This is a genomic window from Arundinibacter roseus (assembly GCF_004348825.1).
Classification (GTDB): Bacteria; Bacteroidota; Bacteroidia; order Cytophagales; family Spirosomataceae; genus Arundinibacter; species Arundinibacter roseus.
Genome location: NZ_SMJU01000008.1, coordinates 239,854 through 257,782, shown reverse-complemented (window position 1 = coordinate 257,782; position 17,929 = coordinate 239,854). Strand labels below are relative to the sequence as shown.

Genomic DNA, 17,929 nt, shown 5'->3' with positions numbered 1-17,929 from the left:
TTGACGGTTAATAGTCTAAAAAGTAGCTTAAATCCCGCGCCAGGGTTTCGTAATCCAATGCTTTTTCATAGAATACCTTCCGGGAACGTGCCGGATTAATAATCAAGGTAGCCGGTAAAGCACCTGTCCAGGTCGAATCTACCCGTTCAATCCAGCTGTTGGCGTCGGGTTCGTTGAGCAGCCAAACCGGATTGGTAAGTTTCATACGTTCCACAAAAGGAATCACGCGGTCTTCCATATCTTTTACAAAATCCATGCTCACCAGCACAACTTTGACTTTTTGGCTGGCATAATGACGGTTCACGGCTTCAAAATGCGGCAGTTCGGCTACGCACGGCCGGCACCAGGTTGCCCAGAAATTAAGCACGTACGTGGTGTCAGAGGAAGAGGAAAGAATATTCTGCAAAGCATTCCACTTTACTTCGGCCACAAGTGGCTGAGCCGTCGAAACGTCAGACAAACCACCTGACTCCTGAGTTTGGGTACTTTCAAGTGAAGCAGTTTCCTGAGCAAACGAAGTGTGTGCGATGGCTAAAAGCCAGAGTATGAGTAGTTTTTTCATGGGTGCTGTCATTCATTTCGTATGAGTACTTAATGGGTAACTCAAACACCATGCCGAAAATATCAGGCAACTAAGATACGTAAATTTGGGGTTGGAATTGTGCTGATAATCAAAATAATTCGTAGTAAACCATTGGGAATTAATGGGGGAGTGGCTATCTTTGCACCTCATTTCAAAAAACGAAGTTTAACGAATTTATAACCATGTACGCAATCGTAGAAATCGCAGGTCAGCAATTTAAAGTTGAGAAGGGTCGCGAAGTCTTCACGCATAGGCTTGAAGGTGACGCGGACGCTGCACTTGTATTCGACAAAGTCCTACTCGTTGATAACGAAGGCACGATTCAGATTGGCGCTCCTGTATTGGCAGGTGCCTCTGTAAACGCAACCATTATTGAGCACCTGAAAGGGGAGAAGATCATCATCTTCAAAAAGAAACGCCGGAAAGGATATCGCGTTAAAAACGGACACCGTCAGTATCTGACTAAAATCCGGATCGACGAGATCATTTTTTAAGTTTAGGAGTTTTTTAGGTTAAGAAATTACGTATCAGATAAATACAAAGAAAACATGGCACATAAGAAAGGTGTAGGTAGCTCCAAAAACGGCCGGGATTCAATGAGTAAGCGCCTTGGCGTAAAACTTTTTGGAGGTCAGGTAGCCAAAGCTGGTAACATTATTGTTCGTCAGCGCGGTACAAAACACAACCCAGGCCGCAACGTAGGTGTTGGCCGGGATCATACGTTGTTCGCTCTTGTAGACGGCCACGTGGTATTTAAGAAAAAAGCAGGTAACAAATCATACGTTTCTATCGAACCCGTAGTTGTTGCCGCAGAAGCATAAGTTTTTATCAACTTTTGGATAAAATATTTTTTGCCGAAAGAAAAGCCCGCTCCGATGCGGGCTTTTTTGCGTATAAACCAAATCCGCCCTTTTGGTGTTCTCTGGAAGATATAAACAATCCTTTTACTTTATTACCCCATCGAAAACATATGTTAGCGCGTCCAATTTATATTTATACGGAGTTGAGTCCCAATCCGAATTCAATGAAATTTGTCCTGAATTTTGAATTGGTTCCCGACGGTCTATCGTTTGACTATCCTTCACAGGCAGCCGCCCTCGAACCCGGCAAAGCGTCTCCCCTGGCGGCTGATTTATTTCAGTTTCCGCACGTACAGCGGGTTTTTATTGCCAGCAATTTTATTACGATCACCAAGTCCGAAGATTTGCCCTGGGAGGAAGTGCTGCCGGATACCAAGAAATTCCTTAAAATATATTTTGACGAAAATCAGCCGGTATTTGAGCCGCAGACCATCGAGAACAATACGCTGATCGTTGACGCAAACGACACGGAATCTGTGCAGAAGATCAAAGCGGTGCTTGATCAATACGTGCGCCCGGCGGTAGAATCTGACGGTGGAGCCATCAATTTTCATTCATATGATGAAGAATCAGGTGCAGTTAAAGTTTTATTGCAGGGCTCGTGCAGCGGCTGTCCGTCTTCTACCTTAACGCTAAAAGCGGGTATCGAAAATCTTCTGACCCGCATGGTGCCGGGAGTTAAAACCGTAGTAGCCGAGGGAGTTTAAGCAGGAAAAATAAGCTTTTTTGTTACCGGAAAATCGTGATACTCCCACTTCGCACGGGTAAGTCCGGATGAAGTTTGATGACATAATAATAGGTGGCAGCGGGCAGGTCTTCCTGCCCAAACTGCCCATTCCAGGGCGTTTGGTAGCCGTTGGACGAAAATACCCGGTTGCCCCATCGATTGAAAACGCTTACTTCACAGGCAGGGTAGGCTTCGCTGTTTTCCAGAATCCAGGTATCATTGGCGCCATCACCGTTGGGTGTAAAGCCATTGGGGATTTTTACGAGGGGCAAAACTTCAATCCGAATTTGGCTTTCCGAAAAACAACCATTTGCGGTTGTTACACGTAGTGTATAGGTGGTTGATTGGGCTGGTGAGGCGGTCGGTTGCGCGATTGTCGTGTTGCTTAGCCCTTCTCCGGGTGTCCACTCATAGATAGCATCGGGGGTTACAGAGCTTCGCAACTGTACGCTGTCGCCTGCCAGAATCACCCGGTCATTTCCTACAATCGCCCGGGGCGCGGCAACGACCTGTGCCATTTGGGCAGCCGTGCCGGTGCAGCCATTAGGCGACGTATACCGATAGGTGATTTCATGACTGCCAATTCCGGCTACGAATGCGTCAAATAACGATCCGGTAATTCCTTTGCCCTCAAAAACGCCACCTGCGGGTGTACCGATCAAGTCAATTTGGGCGAACCCCTGCCCGCAAAGCACCGGAATTGAATCCAGGGTAATTTGCGGAACAGGCCGCACTAAAAGTGTCAACGAATCGGATTGACGGGTACAGCCCGTGGCGGTATCCGTAACGAGTACCGAATAAAGACCTGGCAAGGAAACTACCTGAGAGGCAGACAAAGCAGTAGGAAGCGGGAAATCGTCCCGATACCATACATAGGTTAAATTACTTCCTGAATTGATTAGCAGCATACTCGAATCGCCTTCACAGAATTCCAGCTTGCTTGCCGTGAGGTTTGCGGGCGGGCGTGGATTTTGACTTACCGCTACGGTGTCTGCACTGACACAGCCACTGACTACATGAAACCCGTGTACGCTATATGAACCCGGTTCCTGAATCGCACTTAATTGATTTTGAGTAGCATTGGTGAGTAAAACTCCATCTTTTTTCCATTGAAAAGTCCAGTCCGGTGCGTTTGCGTTTACGGCCAAATCCAGCGGACTACCCTCACAAATACTGGCTTTGGGGCCGGGGGTGATGGCCAAAGGCACCAAAGAACGGTACGTTACCCGAAACTTTTCGCCCAGTACGCTGGCATTGCCACAGCGGTCGGCAAAAGTTTTCACAACAGAATAGACTCCTTCCTGCGTAATTTGAATAGCCGGACCAACGCCATCATCCAAATTAACGCCATTGCGCTGCCATTGATAAAACCAACGGCTGTCTTCCTCGGCTTTTAGGGAAATTGTATCGCCGCTGCAAATGCCCACCTCGATTGTGTCACCCGGAACAATAGACGTGCCGGGCGGGTAAAGTGCCTCGGTAAGCGAAACGGGCGGCGGATTTTCGTCGGAGCAGTCAATGACCAGCAGCTGATAGTCCCGGTGCACTTCGCCAATTTTTTGTCCATTTCTGAATTCTTCCACCACAACCCGATACACAAAAAGGCCGGTTTGAGTAGGAGTAAAACTAATTTGCCCGCTTTGTGGGTCGAGCCGAAACGAGGGACTGCCCGGTACGGGTGTTGATGTTTGAAAGCCATCGGCCCATTCACTTCTGAGATAAGGGCCGGTAGTGGGTGGTGCGAGTGGATCAATGCCAAAGGGTGGGCGCGTGCTATTAAAAGGAGTTTCAAGACGATAGCTCAGGCGATCGCCATCGGCGTCTGTTGCGCCTGATTCGAAGGTGTAGGGAGTGTTTGTGCATAAAATCTCTCCGTTGGCCGGGCGAAATTCCGGGCTATGATTGACCTGACTGAGTGGGGGGAATTCGGTGTAAAGGACCAATGAAGACGTTCCGGCACCTTTCAGATTACTGACATCTCCGCTACGACAGCAGCGCTCCCAGCTCAAATAGTAACCTTCTGCATCGGCGAATTGCGAGGGTGACAGCCGAATGTCTGCGGCAAACTTCACCACATTTATTTCAAGATTTCGGGATTGGGCACAGCCGGGGTTTGTAAATGCGAGCGGCTCTTTGCTGACAAGTTTCAGACGCAAATCCTGTTGGCGGGCGTTATCCCGTTTCCTGAAAAAAGAAACAGTAAGCTCACTCTGTTCTGCGTTTGGGTCGGTACTGTTGGCGTCGTAGTAAAGAACTACACAGACCGTGTAGAAGCCCGGACTCCCGGTTTTTGGATTTAGCGTAATGTTCCCTCCAACAATATGTGCGCCATGAGCAGTGCCTGCCAGCCCACAAAAAACCAGGATCATCCACCACATCCAAACCTGCGCTCGCTTCATTTTCTTGATTGTTTCCAGGAGAATTTTACAAATTCAGTGCCAATGTACTCAAAATGTGGTGAAGGTAAAACGCCTGAAAAGAAGGATATTCTCAATTTTTTTCAAAAAATAGTACAAAACGCAGATATTTTAAAAAGGAATTGTATATTTGACTAATAGTATGCTTGCATACCTATTAAAATAGACCTTATAATTTAGCTCCTATAAATTCATGGCAACCTATTTCAGCAGACGAAATCTTGACTTTCTATTATACGAAGTATTTCATGCTACCGAGCTAACAAAATATCCTTACTTTGAGGCGCATGATCGCGAGACTTTTGACATGGTGCTGGACTCAGCTACGCATATTGCTGACACGCTCATGTATCCGTATTATCGTGATGTGGACCGAAATCAGCCGGAATTGAAGGCCGGAAAAGTAACGGTTCATCCAAAAATAAAAGAATTTCTTACGGCCGTGGGCGATGCCGGGCTTATTGGCGCAAGTTTCCCGTTTGAACAGGGAGGGCAGCAATTACCCGAACTGATTGGTTCGTGCATGGGCTTTATAAAAATGGCAGCCAATAACGGCATGATGTACATCGGCCTGACGTCGGGCGCGGCTAATCTGATTACTACCTTTGGCTCCGAAAACCTCATTTCTACCTATGTACCCCATTTATTGAGCGGGAAATGGCAAGGTACCATGGCTCTGACCGAACCGCAGGCAGGAAGCTCACTGTCGGACATCACGACCTCTGCCGAGCCACTTGAAAATGGATCGTACCTGATAAAGGGTCAAAAGGTGTTTATTTCGGCGGGTGACCACGATGCCGTGGATAACGTCGTGCACCTGATGCTGGCGCGAATCAAGGGAGCACCCAAAGGAACCAAAGGCATTTCGTTGTTTGTGGTGCCAAAATCGCGACTAACGGACGACGGCACTTTTGTAGATAACGACGTGGCTTCTACCGGGATTTATCATAAACTCGGGCAACGAGGCACACCGGCGATGCACCTCACAATGGGTGAGGAAGATAACTGCTACGGATGGCTCGTGGGAGAACCCAACCGTGGGCTGAACTACATGTTTCAGATGATGAATGAAGCCCGGATCGGAGTTGGTATGACAGGGGCGGCTATCGCCTCAGCGGCTTATTATGCTTCGCTGGAATATGCCAAAGAACGTCCTCAGAGCCGTCGGCTCAATGAAAAAAATCTGCTGGATAGCCCGCAAACGATGATCATCAATCACCCGGATGTGAAGCGGATGCTTCTGTTTCAAAAGGCAGTAGTAGAAGGTTCACTTTCTCTGCTGATGGAATGCGCCCGTTTGTCGGATTTGGTACACGTTACGGAAGGAGAAGAAAAAGAAAACTATGAACTTCTGCTTGATTTACTGACGCCCGTAGCCAAAACTTTCCCAACCGAAATGGGCGTGCGCGCTGTAAGTGAGGGCTTGCAGGTTCTGGGCGGCTATGGATTTACAGAAGATTTTCCGCTGGAACAAATGTACCGCGATATTCGGATTACCCCTATTTATGAAGGAACTACGGGAATTCAATCACAGGATTTGCTGGGACGAAAAATGACCATAAAGAATGGGAAAGCACCTCGACTGCTGTTTGCAGAAATTGCCAAAACGCTCGAAGAAGCCCAAACTTATGATGAACTGAAACCCTATGCTGAACGTCTAAGAAAAGAAACCGGACGGATTCAGGAAGTAACGGCTTCTCTGCTGCCTTTTGCTATGCAGGGCAACATCGAGCGGTTTTTGATGGATGCCACACTTTACATGGAAATGTTCGGGATTGTGACGGTAGCCTGGCAGTGGCTAAAACAGGGAATTGCAGCCAAAAAAGCGCAGCTTACGCTGGGAGATACCGAAGACGCTTTTTACGAAAGCAAACTGCACACCATGAAATTTTATTTTCATTACGAAGTTCCCAAAACCAAAGGGCTCGCTACGAGGTTATTAGATACCGAAGTGCTGACGCTGGAAACTGGAAAAGAAGTCATTCTTTAATTTGATAAATCACGTATTTTCTTAACCTAAACTATATACAGGTTTTCTCAACAACAACAACTAAAACCATTGATAAGAAAAATAGACCCCGCTTTTGGCGGGGTTTTATTTTTGTGTAAAACCTGAATATTTATTTTTTGTCAGAAATTCTGATAGCCTGATCTGCCCGCAATCAATAAACAATTCAGGAATTAAAAGAAAGTTGCCCAAGATAAATGCCCTATATTTGGTCTGTTTAAAAAGAAAAAATACGTCAAGCAAAACCTCGTTTACTGATGGATCTATTTACCATAATTGCCATTCTGACCACCATTTGCGCCTTGTTTGCCTATGTCAATTTTAGGTTTTTAAAACTCCCAACCACCATCGGCCTCATGCTGATCGCGCTCATCAGTTCAATTCTGATTATGATTGTGGGGCAGTTTAATACCTTTGTCCTTGAAGAAGTTACGCTGTTAATCAGTAATATAGATTTCCCGCAGGTACTGCTGGAAGTCCTGCTGAGTTTTCTGCTTTTTGCAGGTGCCCTGCATACCGACATGGACCTGATGCGGGAGCAAAAGTGGAGTATCCTAAGCTTTGCTACGTTGGGAGTTCTGATATCAACGTTTTTGATGGGCGGGCTCTTTTTTTATATTCTGCCCATTTTAGGTTTTCAATTGCCATTCATTCATTGTCTGCTGCTCGGAGCACTGCTTTCGCCCACGGATCCTATTGCCGTTCTCGGGATTTTGAAAGAAGCTAAAATTCCTAAAAAACTCGAAATTGTAGTAACCGGCGAGTCGCTGTTTAATGACGGTGTGGGTGTTGTCATTTTTCTCACAATCCTGCAAATTGCCACCTTAGGCCCAACGGAGGTAACTCCCGCCGAAGTGGCTTTACTATTTGGCGAAGAAGTAGGTGGCGGAATTGTCCTGGGTTTTGGCCTGGGGTATATCACCTATCTGCTGATGCGTTCCATTGACCATTACCAAACGGAAGTACTGCTCTCGCTGGCACTTGTAATGGGCGGTTACTCCCTTGCTTCGGCTCTTCATTTTTCGGGGCCATTAGCGGTTGTAGTAGCCGGACTTTTTATAGGAAACCGAGGACGGGCAGAGGCTATGTCCAGCGAAACGGTCGAGTATCTGGATAAATTTTGGGAGCTCGTGGACGAATCGCTCAATGCGCTTTTGTTTGTTTTGATTGGCCTGGAAATGGTCATTATTCCTTTTTTGGAAAATTACTGGATTGCAGGCCTTGTTGGCATTGTCATTGGTTTGGCAGCCCGCTTCGTGTCGGTTTATTTGCCAATTTTGTTCTTGCGCCGATCCGTAAATTTTATGCCTCGCACGCCGCTTATTATGACCTGGGGTGGGCTGCGCGGAGGAATTTCCATCGCGTTGGCGCTGTCGCTACCGTTGGCTATGGACCGTGGAATAATATTATCAATTACGTATTCCGTTGTGATATTTTCAATTCTTATTCAGGGGCTTACCCTTGGGCCAATTGTCAAGCAGATCAAAGTTAAATATGGGTTGTGAGCCAGAGAAAGGCGTTTTATGTTTGTTTTAGGGGAAAAATGTAAAACTTTTACCCTAAAACAAAAAGCTAAATCCACCACCTAGCGTCAGCAATCCGGTTGGTTGGCTGGACGGCAGGATTTCGGTAGAAAGCTGCGAACCAACCTGAATTTCCTGAACAAGATTGTCATATTTCAGATCTGCCGTGATGTACTGCGCCGTGGCCTGAAGCGCCAGCCAACGGTTGAGTTTGAAACGGGCCGTAAAACCAGCTCCTGCCGCCAAAGCGCGGGTGGTTTTGGAAGGCGTTGTGAAAGTTAGCGGTATTTGCTGATACTCGGTATTCATTTCCATGTGCGAACTTTTGGCCTGCGCCAGTCCACCTGAAAGTTGGAAATCAAAGATGAATCGTCCGGCAGGTACGCTGAGCAGAGGTCCCACCATCAGGCTTTGAAAGGTACAGTTGGTGGCTTGTGCATTCCAGGTAGATTCGAGATCGTTGGCGAGCGAATGAATCATGACATCCTTACGAATGGTATTGGTCTTGTACGAATACGAACCGGCAATGCCGAGTAGTCGCCCAAACCGATAACCCATCGAAGCCTGCGCTGACTGACCATTGCCCATGAGGTTTTGAGAGTTTTTACCAAAGACCGAAAATGTAGGCATACTGTTACCTGCCGTTACATTTATAAAGCCTCTATGGTCAATTCTTGATAAAATAAACGATTGTTGCGCACTGGCTTTTCCGGTAAAGATTGCCGCAATTCCAAACAGAAGTAGTAGTCGTTTCATAGCAGAAATACATAAATGGGTTCAGAGTTATTTAGTTTTAAACAATTTCTGTGCCAATTTTATAAATAACTGAATATGAGTAGTTTGATAGACTTTTTTATTCGTAAGATTGAAAATGAGCAGTCGGCAGGAACAGCCATTTTTCCGGCGGGGCTTTTTCCTGCCCATCGTTCCAATGATTTGATCGGTTACTCTCGTCCGGATACCACGCTGTTTTTTTCTACAATTATCTGCTTTACCTTACAGAAAATTTTCCACGATTTACCAGAAGTTTATCAGGAAAGAATTCGAAAGGTTGTGGACAAGGTGACGCCCAACTACGAAGATTTTAAAAACAAAGACGGTTTAAAAACCTATAATTTTTGGAAAACCAAGCCCTCACGACACTTTCCGAATGGCTATCTGTTCCGGCATTTTGAACATTTTCGTATTCCCGACGACCTGGACGATACCGCTTTTGTGTACCTGACGACGGCACCGTCCGGGGATGAACTGCTTTGGCTTAAACAAAAATTGACTCAACACGCCAACGGCCACAGGCAGTGGATACGCAATACCTATCCGGAATATAAACCCCTGCGCGCGTACTCCACCTGGTTTGGCAAAAACATGTACATAGAGTTCGATGCCTGTGTACTGAGCAATATGCTCTACCTGATTTTTGAGCGTAAACTTCCCCTCAATGACCATGACCAAGACAGCCTGACGTACATTCGGTCGGTGGTCGAAACCAGGCGTTACTTGCGGGAACCGTTTCGCTGTGCGCATCAGTACCCGCACACGGCGCTGATCATCTACCACGTGGCCCGACTTATGGCTGCTTTTGATCCCCCTGAATTGCAGCCTGTCAAGTCAAGATTGATCGCAGATTGCCGTGCGTTGCTACAAACCGAACCGCACGTGATGTGCAGAATACTGCTGGCAAGTTCGCTGCTGCGGCTGGGCGAAATGGCGCCAAAAATAGATGTATCTACTTTTACGGAAGAGACCTTCAAAGGCTTTTATTTCTTTATTGCCGGTTTGCTTACCGCTTATGAACATCCGCTGCTCTATCGGTTGGCATCCAATCGTCTTTTCCACATGTACTGGACGTGCCCGGCCCATGCCTGGGTTTTATTGCTTGAATACGAAGTACTTTATGAAAAAAGTCAGGTATTTCCGGCGAAAATAACGGCCTGATTGGCTGATTTTCCAGTACTCAGCTGGATTTTAGTACCTTTGAAATGCCGGATGTTCTACCCAAACAGTAGTTTTTTTGGCACCACATGCAGGGCGTGAACTCTGCTTTATTTTATCGTATGGAAAAACAATTTAATCAATTAACCCCTCGCCGTCAGGAACAACTGATGGCTTTTGAGCGCCTGCTGACAATCATGGACGATCTTCGCGAGAAATGTCCGTGGGATCGGAAACAAACGCTGGAAAGTCTGCGGCATTTGACCATTGAAGAAACCTATGAACTATCGGATGCGATTCTGGAAAATGATCTGCCCGAAATTCGGAAAGAGATTGGCGATTTGATGCTGCACATGGTTTTTTATGCAAAAATCGGATCAGAAACCAACCATTTCGATATGGCTGATGTACTGCATGGAATTTGTGAAAAATTGATTTCCCGTCATCCGCATATTTATGGAAATGTAGTGGCCGAAACCGAAGAACAGGTCAAGCAGAATTGGGAGCAACTTAAACTTAAAGAAGGAAATCGCTCTGTATTTTCAGGCGTGCCGCAATCATTACCGGCCCTGGTAAAAGCCATGCGAATTCAGGAAAAAGCTCGTGGGGCAGGATTTGACTGGGACGAAAAACGGCAGGTTTGGGAAAAAGTAGAGGAAGAAATGCAGGAGTTTAAAGCGCACATCGATCTCGAAAATGGAGAAGTGCTGGATGCCAAAGAAGCCGAAGCTGAGTTTGGCGACCTGCTGTTTTCGTTGGTAAATTATGCCCGCTTCGTAAACCTGAACCCCGAAACGGCGCTGGAAAGAACGAATAAAAAATTTATCAAACGCTTTCAGTTTATGGAAGAACACGCGTTGGCAGATGGCAAAAACCTGTCGGATATGACGCTGCCCGAAATGGATCATTACTGGAACCGCGCCAAAACAGAAGCCTGAATGTCGTCGCATCATATTGTCAGAGAAAAACAGGAACCGGCCCTGATCATTGCCAACGGAGAAGCCTGTTCGGAAGAGCTGCTGGGACAACTGCTGGAATGGAGTCCGTACGTGGTAGTGCTAGACCATGCCATGCACCGAGTGCTGGATTTGGGAATAAAAGTAGACGCCTGGCTGGGTGATTTTGACCAAACGCAGGATTTTGAATACGTACGTGAGCGGCAGCATCCGCTGGAAATTATTCATACGCCCGATCAGGATAAAACGGATCTGGAAAAAGGAATTGATTTCCTGATTGAGCGGGGCTTTCCGGCTGCCAACATTGTGTGGGCCACCGGTCGCCGCGCCGACCATTCGATCACGAATATGACCAATTTGGTTCGTTACAAGCACCGCATTCGGTTGGTTATGTTTGACGATTATTCCCGAATTTTTCCGATTACGGATACTTTTGAAAAGTGGTATACTGCCGGCACGCCTCTTTCGCTTATTCCGGTGGGAGAGGTGCAGGGAATTACTACAACAGGTTTAAAATATAATCTTTCCAGCGAAAGTCTGACGTTGGGCTACCGGTCGGGAAACAGCAACGAGGCCGATAAAGATGGGTTTGTGCATATTCGCGTTCAAAAGGGCGATTTGCTGCTAATGGAATGCCAGGATTTGCCTTAATAGCGCAGCTCCGGCGGCGAGTTTGGTATTCAGGTTAGTTTGGGGGAGAATATGTAGCCAGGATAAAAGGAGTAAACCAATTGCTGCCCAGCTGCTGGTTTTTGTAAAATTAAAACTTTCCAGTTTAAACATAATTCCCCAATAAACTAAAAAAGAAAGTGGCGAAAGTAAGCGGAAGCCGGGTGCGTCAAAAGGACTGATTAACCGCAGAATCAACAAAAAAATGAGGTAGAAAAAAGCCGGAATACTTACAAATTGCGGTGGTTTTGGCCAAAAATGCGTTGCACGCCATTGGTTTATCAGAATAGAAAATAGTAAGATTTGGGCAAGTAGTGCCAGCCAGAAAAGCAGATCAGGCGAAGTGAAATCGCTATCACGTGCCAGCAAAAGTTCGTTGAGCAGGCCTTTTCCAAAAAGCAGGAATGTATCGCTTAGCGGGACATCGCCACTAAATCGCTCACCACCAAACCACAAACCACTTTTCTGAAAATTTAATACTAAATAACTCCCAAAAAAAACCAACCATATGAGCGTCAAACCCAGGCGAATTTTACCAACGTTTACGCGCATTTGACGAAAATCCTGAATAGCCATCAGCCCACTCAACGAAATAATGAATAGTCCCGCATAGCGCACTAAAATCAAGGACAAACCCAGAAAAAAAAGGGGTAAGTAGTGGGACGGATGGTTAAAAAACAGATAGGCCCAGCCAAACAAAAGAACCAGAAACAAAGGCTCCGACCAGGTATGCGCCCACAGTTTGAGAAAAGGTCCCAAAAGTAAAATCAGGCCGGAGAAAACAGCCCGGCGTGTTCCAAACCAACGGTAAAGAAGTCCTAAAAAGGTGCCCGAAGCCAGCAGATTGACCGCCTTTGACGCCCACAGAACTGGCAGCCCGCTCAGCCACGAAACCGCAGCAATAGCAGCCGAATAACCCATCGGAAAGATTCCATTCCAAATCAGTTGTCCCTGATCTAGATACGTATATCCTTTTCCCTGCAAAAGCATGGAGGCCGATTGCAGGTAAAATCCGGAGTCAATTGTGGTGAAATGATTGGGATTAATAGCCGTTAGAAAAAGCACAAAACTGACCTGAACCAGCCATAGAACCACTAATGGAAGCGGATTTTGTTGATTCAGGAGTTTCATAATCAATGAGATACCAGAATTTTACCTTGTTCTACGGCCGCCGTTGGCCACTCCGCGCCTTCCAGAAACAGGGAGTAAAAATACAGACCGGCGGCCAGGCCGGCAGGTTCCCAAAGGAGTTCATTTAACCCCAAATGCGCAGGTTTTGAAAGGTTGGCAATGCTTTTTCCATTTGAATCATATACCTGAACATGCCAGCGGGAAGGTGAACTTTTGCCTTCCAGATTCAATGAGAAAGTAACCCATTTTGTAACAGGATTAGGCGATGCGATAACGGCAATAACCTGATTTTTGTCCGCAATTCTGAATTGAATCTGATAGGTAGCGGCGTTGCCGAAGGCGTCTTTTCCTTCTATATTCAACTCATAGTCACCTGCGGCTAATGCAGGAAGATTGGTTTCAAGCTGAATAGTAGTTGGTGAAAGTCGGGTTAAAAGTGCATTTTGAAGTTCGATTTCTACCAGCGCACAGCCCGCACAAAGCGGAAGAATTTGTACGTTAAAACCAGAAACATCCGTTGGAAGTGCAAAAGGATTTGCATCTGTTAACCGAATCTGAACCGTAGCCTGTGACGAAATAGCCTCCCGATTGGTCAGCCGTCGGCCATCTACTGTTACATCCAACACCGGCAGGCTACGGTCGGGGAGCACCGTGTAGCGCAGACCAATGCTGTTATTTGAGTACAGTTGTTCGGGAAGTTGTGTGGTATTAAAGGTGATAAAAATCTGCTGCAACCCTGAAAATCCGGCGGTAGCGCGGCTAATTTTGAATGAGCTTTTCCCCAGCCCGGCCACAGGCGCAATTGCGAAGGTGTCTGTTAGCCAGCGCCCCGCTCTAAACTCCCGGCTTTGTATTTGAATTGAATCTTTGAATGCTTCCTGACTACTATTTTCAAATGTTACCTGTGTTTCAAACGGGGCTCCTTCGGTTAGTTCCAGGGGAGAGATTGGCGTGGCATACGCAATCCCTTCGGGAAGCTGCGGCGTAGCGGCCAAATCGTCGCCAAAGCGGAATGAGCGGAGGCGTTGCGCAGAATCTCCTTTCATAAAAACCCGCCAGAAAATCCGGGCAGAATCCGGTAGGATGAGCGTGTGCCGGACAATTCGGGCGTTGGTGGTATAGCTCGCCTGACCCATTAGTTTTTGGAAATCAGCTTCCGTTGCCCATTCAAAAACCACTTCTTCGCCCAGTCTTTCTTCCGGAATTTGCGCTACCAGAAGGATTGGTGAGCGATCGATACGCGCACCGTCTTCGGGCAGCAGCGGCACGGCGCCGCCTTCACCAATTTCTACCGGTATTGAAATTTCATTATTGTTTTCGTCCTCTTCATCAATCTCATTTTCAGGATCCAGCGAAAGTTGCCAAAGTTCGGTTCCGGATTGTCGGCTCAGGTTTGGTATGGTAAAGTTTAGTGTGTCGCGAATGTAAATAGGTTGTTGATGAAGTAAAATTTCATCCAAAAGCGCATCGCCCAAACTTCGACGGAGGCGAACAGTATAGGTCTGTTGCCGAAACCGGCCATTGTTTTGCACCACTGCCTGCACCCGCAGAGAATCGTCCAGCGCCGTGAGTGCGGTGCCTCTAAAATTTGAAATCCGCAACGAGGGTTCGTCCCACTGATAATCGGGTCGGGTAGCTGGAAAAATCCGAATCGCAGGATCGCCCTGAAGGTTCATTTGCTGCACCGTGATGCGGTCGGTTAGTAAAGTTCGTGACCGCATGTAGCGCCGCACGGCTTCTTTCATGATGGTTCCAAAAGGCAGGCTCGTAAAAGCAGAATCAGCGAGTACTTCATACATCCATTGACTATACGCGTGCATCGGCCCCACGAGTCCATTGTGGGTGTGTGCCAGAAATAGAATAGCTCCCCGATTGGGCGTCAAAACCCAGTCGGTGCTTAGGGGAGTAGGGCCAAAGTAAAAATTCCCAACGGCGCATCCATTGGCAATAACCGCCGGATAGCGCCCCTGATTGCGATAGCCGAGGGCATCGTTTGAAGCAAAACCTACGTCAATGTCAGTGACGGTAAGGCTCGAATGCCCAAAAAGTGTGACTAAGGCTAACCCTTGATTAACCAGTGGCGCAATGTCAAACTTCTCCACCGGATCGGTGGTTTGTTTGGAGATTGTCTGTACGGCGGGGGCCAGGCCGGAAGCAATGATTTTGGATTGATAGGTATTCACGAATCCTTTAAAATTACTAAGCTCAGGTACCGAACGCCCGCCGCTGAGGTGCAGGATATTTTTGCGCCAGGGAGCCGTCGAAGGCGCTGATTCATGCTGTTTTACCTTTTGGAAATAATCCCAGACATTTTGGGAGGTGTAGGCATTCAACCGACCAATAGGAACCAACGGTACATTCGGGTTAGCGGCGTCAAGATTCATACCCAGCGCAATGTCCGAATCGGGCCAACCAGCGCTTGGCACCATGTCTTCCTCGCGGGCGTTGGTTTGCGGGCGTACAATTTGAGGCGACCGTGAGCGGCCAATGATAAACATAAATTCCAGTTTTCCCTGTTCATGCAGCCAACGCAGTGCGCGCCGGATTCCCAACGGTCCGGGCTCCCCGTAGTTAAATCGATCCGCTACTTCGTCAGCATTCAGAATCAAAGGAGAAAAATTTCCCCCGGCAGTACTTGCCCGGTAGGCTGCATAATCGGCCACGGGATCGGCGCTACCAGCCACGGGCTTTCGCATCAGCGGATGCGTCAGGATGAGGTAATTATAATTTGCAGCAAGAACCGTTTTAAACTCAACTTTCCGCAGATTTGTAACAGCAAGCGGCTGCGAAACCAGCAAAATATCCCGATCATTTTGGGGAGAAAAGCGAATACCAGTTGAGGTAGAATTGTACAAAAGTTGCCGTGGATTTTCAGGATTTGACACATCAAAAAAACGCACATCCTCAGAGATATTCTCAAAGGATAAATCTCCACTTCCTGTCGGATAAAAGTGTTTTTGAGAAGTATTTTCAGGAAGCAAAAGTTGCTGCGGATATTCCCAGGCAACGTACGAAGCTGACACCGATTCGCCGGGTTTTCGAGGGACAAAAGAAATTTGTACCGTACCATCGTCAAGTAAATCCTGCGGTTGAAGCGAAGCCTGAAAAAGAGTTGTATTGTAATCTTTCCACGAAATTTCGCCCAATTTCCGGCTTTGTTTCGTGGCATTTCCTACCCAAACCTCCACGAGGTGTTCGCCTGCAAAGCGCCCAACAAACAGGATTTTAACCCGGGCCTGAGCAAATGCCTCACGCAGCGGATTGACCGTTTGCAGCCGAAGCGTTTCCCATTGATTGGTTCCTCGTGCCGGGCCGGTCCAGCCTTCGCCTACGTCGTAGGGAGTTAGAATGTAGCCATCGTCATACCACGCCCCGTAGGGATAAATGGCACCGGCGGGGTAATCTCTCGTAAAAATCTGCCGTACTTTTTCGGTATGAAAGGAAGCTTTTTCAGCGGTTGCAGAAACCGCAGTTGTGGTGATTCTTCGGCCGGGCAGTGCATCAGTTCGCCAGGTCAGGAAATAGGCGGCGGTATCAGAGTAAAGACTGTAATGCGGATGCGGCATGGCCGCTGAATTTACATATAGAAGAGAATCGGGTTGCCCGTCGTTGGATTGGCCATAAAACTCAATAAAATCTTCGGAATCCAATTGCCCGTCGGCTTCGCCCTTCACATGAATAGCCACTTCCTTTCCCCGGCGAAAAAGTTGCAGCGAATGCGCCGGAATGGAATCAGGATGGAACCCATGTTTGCGCAAATCCGCCACTCCCAGCCGATACCAGCCTTCCTGCCTGATGCCCAGCCGCAGGTAGTTTTGCTCCGGGTTGATCCATTCGTTTCCGTACGGTGCCTGGGCAATAGCCTGAAAGCCAACGAATAAAAAACATAAAAACAAACGGAAGGCCAGGGGCATGGGAGTGAGAATTTATTTAAATTCCTGTAAAATAATGGAATGAATTGTTTTAAATGTACGGATTATTTTTTCCTGCGAACATACTGATTCATCGAAAAAGCATAGGAATGTTCCGCATCTGCTTCATGAAAAATATGCTGCGTCAGCTGCCAGTCTTCCCAGTTTATTTCCGGAAAATAGACATCTCCTTCAATGACAGTATGAACAATGGAAAGATATAATTTTTGTACATGAGGGAGCAGTTCTTCAAAAACCGCTACACCGCCCAGTACAAAAATCTCTTTTTCGTTTGCTAACAGATCAAACGCTTCATCCAGACTTTGGGCCTGTTCAGTTGGGCCGGTTAGTTTTAATGATTTTCGCTTGCTTAGCACCACATTACGGTAGGAAGAATACAGGCCATCGGGTGATTCGTAGCTCCGGCGACCCATCAGAAAAGGGGCGCCGTCGGTCACCTGTTTAAAGTACGCCCATTCGTCGGGTAGCCGCCACGGCAGGTGGTTGTTTTGTCCAATACAGCGATTTTCGCTCATCGCTACAATGATGGATACGGTCGCCGGAGGGGGAATGGAAAAGGCCATAATCAGGTAGAAATAATTCAACTCAACAAATTTAACCATCTAACCCTTTTTTTCAACCATTCATCATAACGGAATCTCAAATTCAACCAAGTACCTTGCATAGCAAAGTACCTTTGCATACCTTTGTAAAGTCGGAAAGAAGGAGGGAATTATTTTGCAGTATAGCTCTTCTAAAACCGACATCTAATTAGCCATGAAAAAAATTAAAATGATCATTTTGGATTAACCCGTGCGCAAGCACCCTCAAACTCATGAAACACATATGAACATCGAGAACGCCCAAGTGCAAATGCGGAAAGGGATTTTGGAATTCTGCATTCTGCACGTCATCTCGCGCGGAGAGGTGTACGCTTCCGACATGTTGGACGAGCTGACCTCAGCCCGGATCATGGTGGTGGAAGGAACCCTATACCCGCTGCTGACCCGGCTCAAAAACGCCGGACTTTTGGATTACAAGTGGGTGGAATCCTCGTCGGGACCGCCGCGTAAATACTACGTGCTTACCGATGATGGAAAGCAGTTTTTAACGGCAATGCAGGAAACATGGCTGGATTTGGCCGACTCCGTGCAAACGATTATTCGAAAGACCAATGACGCCATTCAGACTCAAAAAACGTCCTGATCCTGT

At 47.1% G+C, this 17,929-nt stretch carries 15 protein-coding genes; 9 read left to right on the top strand and 6 right to left on the bottom strand.

Translation table 11 applies throughout. From position 1 onward, the window contains the following. Positions 1-7: 7 nt before the first annotated feature. A complete protein-coding gene (locus tag EZE20_RS14510; RefSeq protein WP_165933483.1) occupies positions 8-562 on the bottom strand; it encodes a TlpA disulfide reductase family protein in 555 nt (184 codons plus the stop codon). Between the two features lie 203 nt (positions 563-765). Between EZE20_RS14510 and rplU the strand changes: the two genes are divergently transcribed. The 3 genes from rplU to EZE20_RS14495 all read left to right on the top strand — a co-directional run bounded on the left by rplU (position 766) and on the right by EZE20_RS14495 (position 2,150). Then, the gene (rplU, locus tag EZE20_RS14505) at positions 766-1,077 is read left to right on the top strand and encodes a 50S ribosomal protein L21 (protein WP_132118873.1); all 312 of its coding nucleotides are present in this window, start codon (positions 766-768) and stop codon (positions 1,075-1,077) included. Positions 1,078-1,131: 54 nt separating this feature from the next. Further along, the gene (rpmA, locus tag EZE20_RS14500; RefSeq protein ID WP_132118871.1) at positions 1,132-1,404 is read left to right on the top strand and encodes a 50S ribosomal protein L27; all 273 of its coding nucleotides are present in this window, start codon (positions 1,132-1,134) and stop codon (positions 1,402-1,404) included. A gap of 149 nt (positions 1,405-1,553) precedes the next feature. Continuing rightward, positions 1,554-2,150, top strand: a complete 597-nt coding sequence (locus EZE20_RS14495) for a NifU family protein (protein WP_132118869.1) — start codon at positions 1,554-1,556, stop codon at positions 2,148-2,150. Between the two features lie 22 nt (positions 2,151-2,172). Here the strand turns inward: EZE20_RS14495 and EZE20_RS14490 are convergent, their stop codons facing one another. Then, entirely contained in the window at positions 2,173-4,569 is a 2,397-nt protein-coding gene (locus EZE20_RS14490) for a gliding motility-associated C-terminal domain-containing protein (RefSeq protein ID WP_132118867.1), read from the bottom strand. 211 nt (positions 4,570-4,780) lie between these two features. On the opposite strand from EZE20_RS14490, the gene EZE20_RS14485 reads away from it, so the two are divergent. Both EZE20_RS14485 and EZE20_RS14480 read left to right on the top strand, forming a co-directional pair. Further along, positions 4,781-6,577, top strand: coding sequence for an acyl-CoA dehydrogenase (locus EZE20_RS14485; protein WP_132118865.1), 1,797 nt, complete (start codon positions 4,781-4,783; stop codon positions 6,575-6,577). A gap of 275 nt (positions 6,578-6,852) precedes the next feature. After that, positions 6,853-8,100, top strand: a complete 1,248-nt coding sequence (locus EZE20_RS14480) for a cation:proton antiporter (RefSeq protein ID WP_132118863.1) — start codon at positions 6,853-6,855, stop codon at positions 8,098-8,100. Positions 8,101-8,154: 54 nt separating this feature from the next. Here the strand turns inward: EZE20_RS14480 and EZE20_RS14475 are convergent, their stop codons facing one another. After that, positions 8,155-8,874: a hypothetical protein gene (locus EZE20_RS14475; protein WP_132118861.1), complete on the bottom strand. Its 720-nt coding sequence runs from the start codon at positions 8,872-8,874 to the stop codon at positions 8,155-8,157. 75 nt (positions 8,875-8,949) lie between these two features. Here EZE20_RS14475 and EZE20_RS14470 point away from each other — a divergent pair, with 75 nt between their 5' ends. From EZE20_RS14470 to EZE20_RS14460, 3 genes are all read left to right on the top strand, one after another. Then, positions 8,950-10,053 carry a hypothetical protein gene (locus EZE20_RS14470; RefSeq protein WP_132118859.1) on the top strand — a complete coding sequence of 368 codons (1,104 nt, stop codon included), beginning with the start codon at positions 8,950-8,952 and terminating at the stop codon, positions 10,051-10,053. 119 nt (positions 10,054-10,172) lie between these two features. Continuing rightward, positions 10,173-10,988 carry a nucleoside triphosphate pyrophosphohydrolase gene (gene mazG / locus EZE20_RS14465; protein WP_132118857.1) on the top strand — a complete coding sequence of 272 codons (816 nt, stop codon included), beginning with the start codon at positions 10,173-10,175 and terminating at the stop codon, positions 10,986-10,988. Further along, positions 10,989-11,657, top strand: coding sequence for a thiamine diphosphokinase (locus tag EZE20_RS14460; protein ID WP_132118855.1), 669 nt, complete (start codon positions 10,989-10,991; stop codon positions 11,655-11,657). Here the strand turns inward: EZE20_RS14460 and EZE20_RS14455 are convergent. The 3 genes from EZE20_RS14455 to EZE20_RS14445 form a co-directional block, all read right to left on the bottom strand. Further along, positions 11,631-12,806, bottom strand: a complete 1,176-nt coding sequence (locus tag EZE20_RS14455) for a hypothetical protein (protein WP_132118853.1) — start codon at positions 12,804-12,806, stop codon at positions 11,631-11,633. The two genes, EZE20_RS14460 and EZE20_RS14455, sit on opposite strands and share 27 nt — an antisense overlap. A 2-nt stretch (positions 12,807-12,808) precedes the next feature. Beyond that, positions 12,809-16,720, bottom strand: coding sequence for a putative type IX secretion system sortase PorU2 (porU2, locus tag EZE20_RS14450; RefSeq protein WP_132118851.1), 3,912 nt, complete (start codon positions 16,718-16,720; stop codon positions 12,809-12,811). A 62-nt stretch (positions 16,721-16,782) separates the two neighbouring features. Further along, positions 16,783-17,301, bottom strand: coding sequence for a dihydrofolate reductase (locus EZE20_RS14445; protein ID WP_132118849.1), 519 nt, complete (start codon positions 17,299-17,301; stop codon positions 16,783-16,785). A gap of 262 nt (positions 17,302-17,563) precedes the next feature. On the opposite strand from EZE20_RS14445, the gene EZE20_RS14440 reads away from it, so the two are divergent. Next, positions 17,564-17,923: a PadR family transcriptional regulator gene (locus EZE20_RS14440; RefSeq protein WP_132118847.1), complete on the top strand. Its 360-nt coding sequence runs from the start codon at positions 17,564-17,566 to the stop codon at positions 17,921-17,923. Positions 17,924-17,929: the final 6 nt, after the last annotated feature.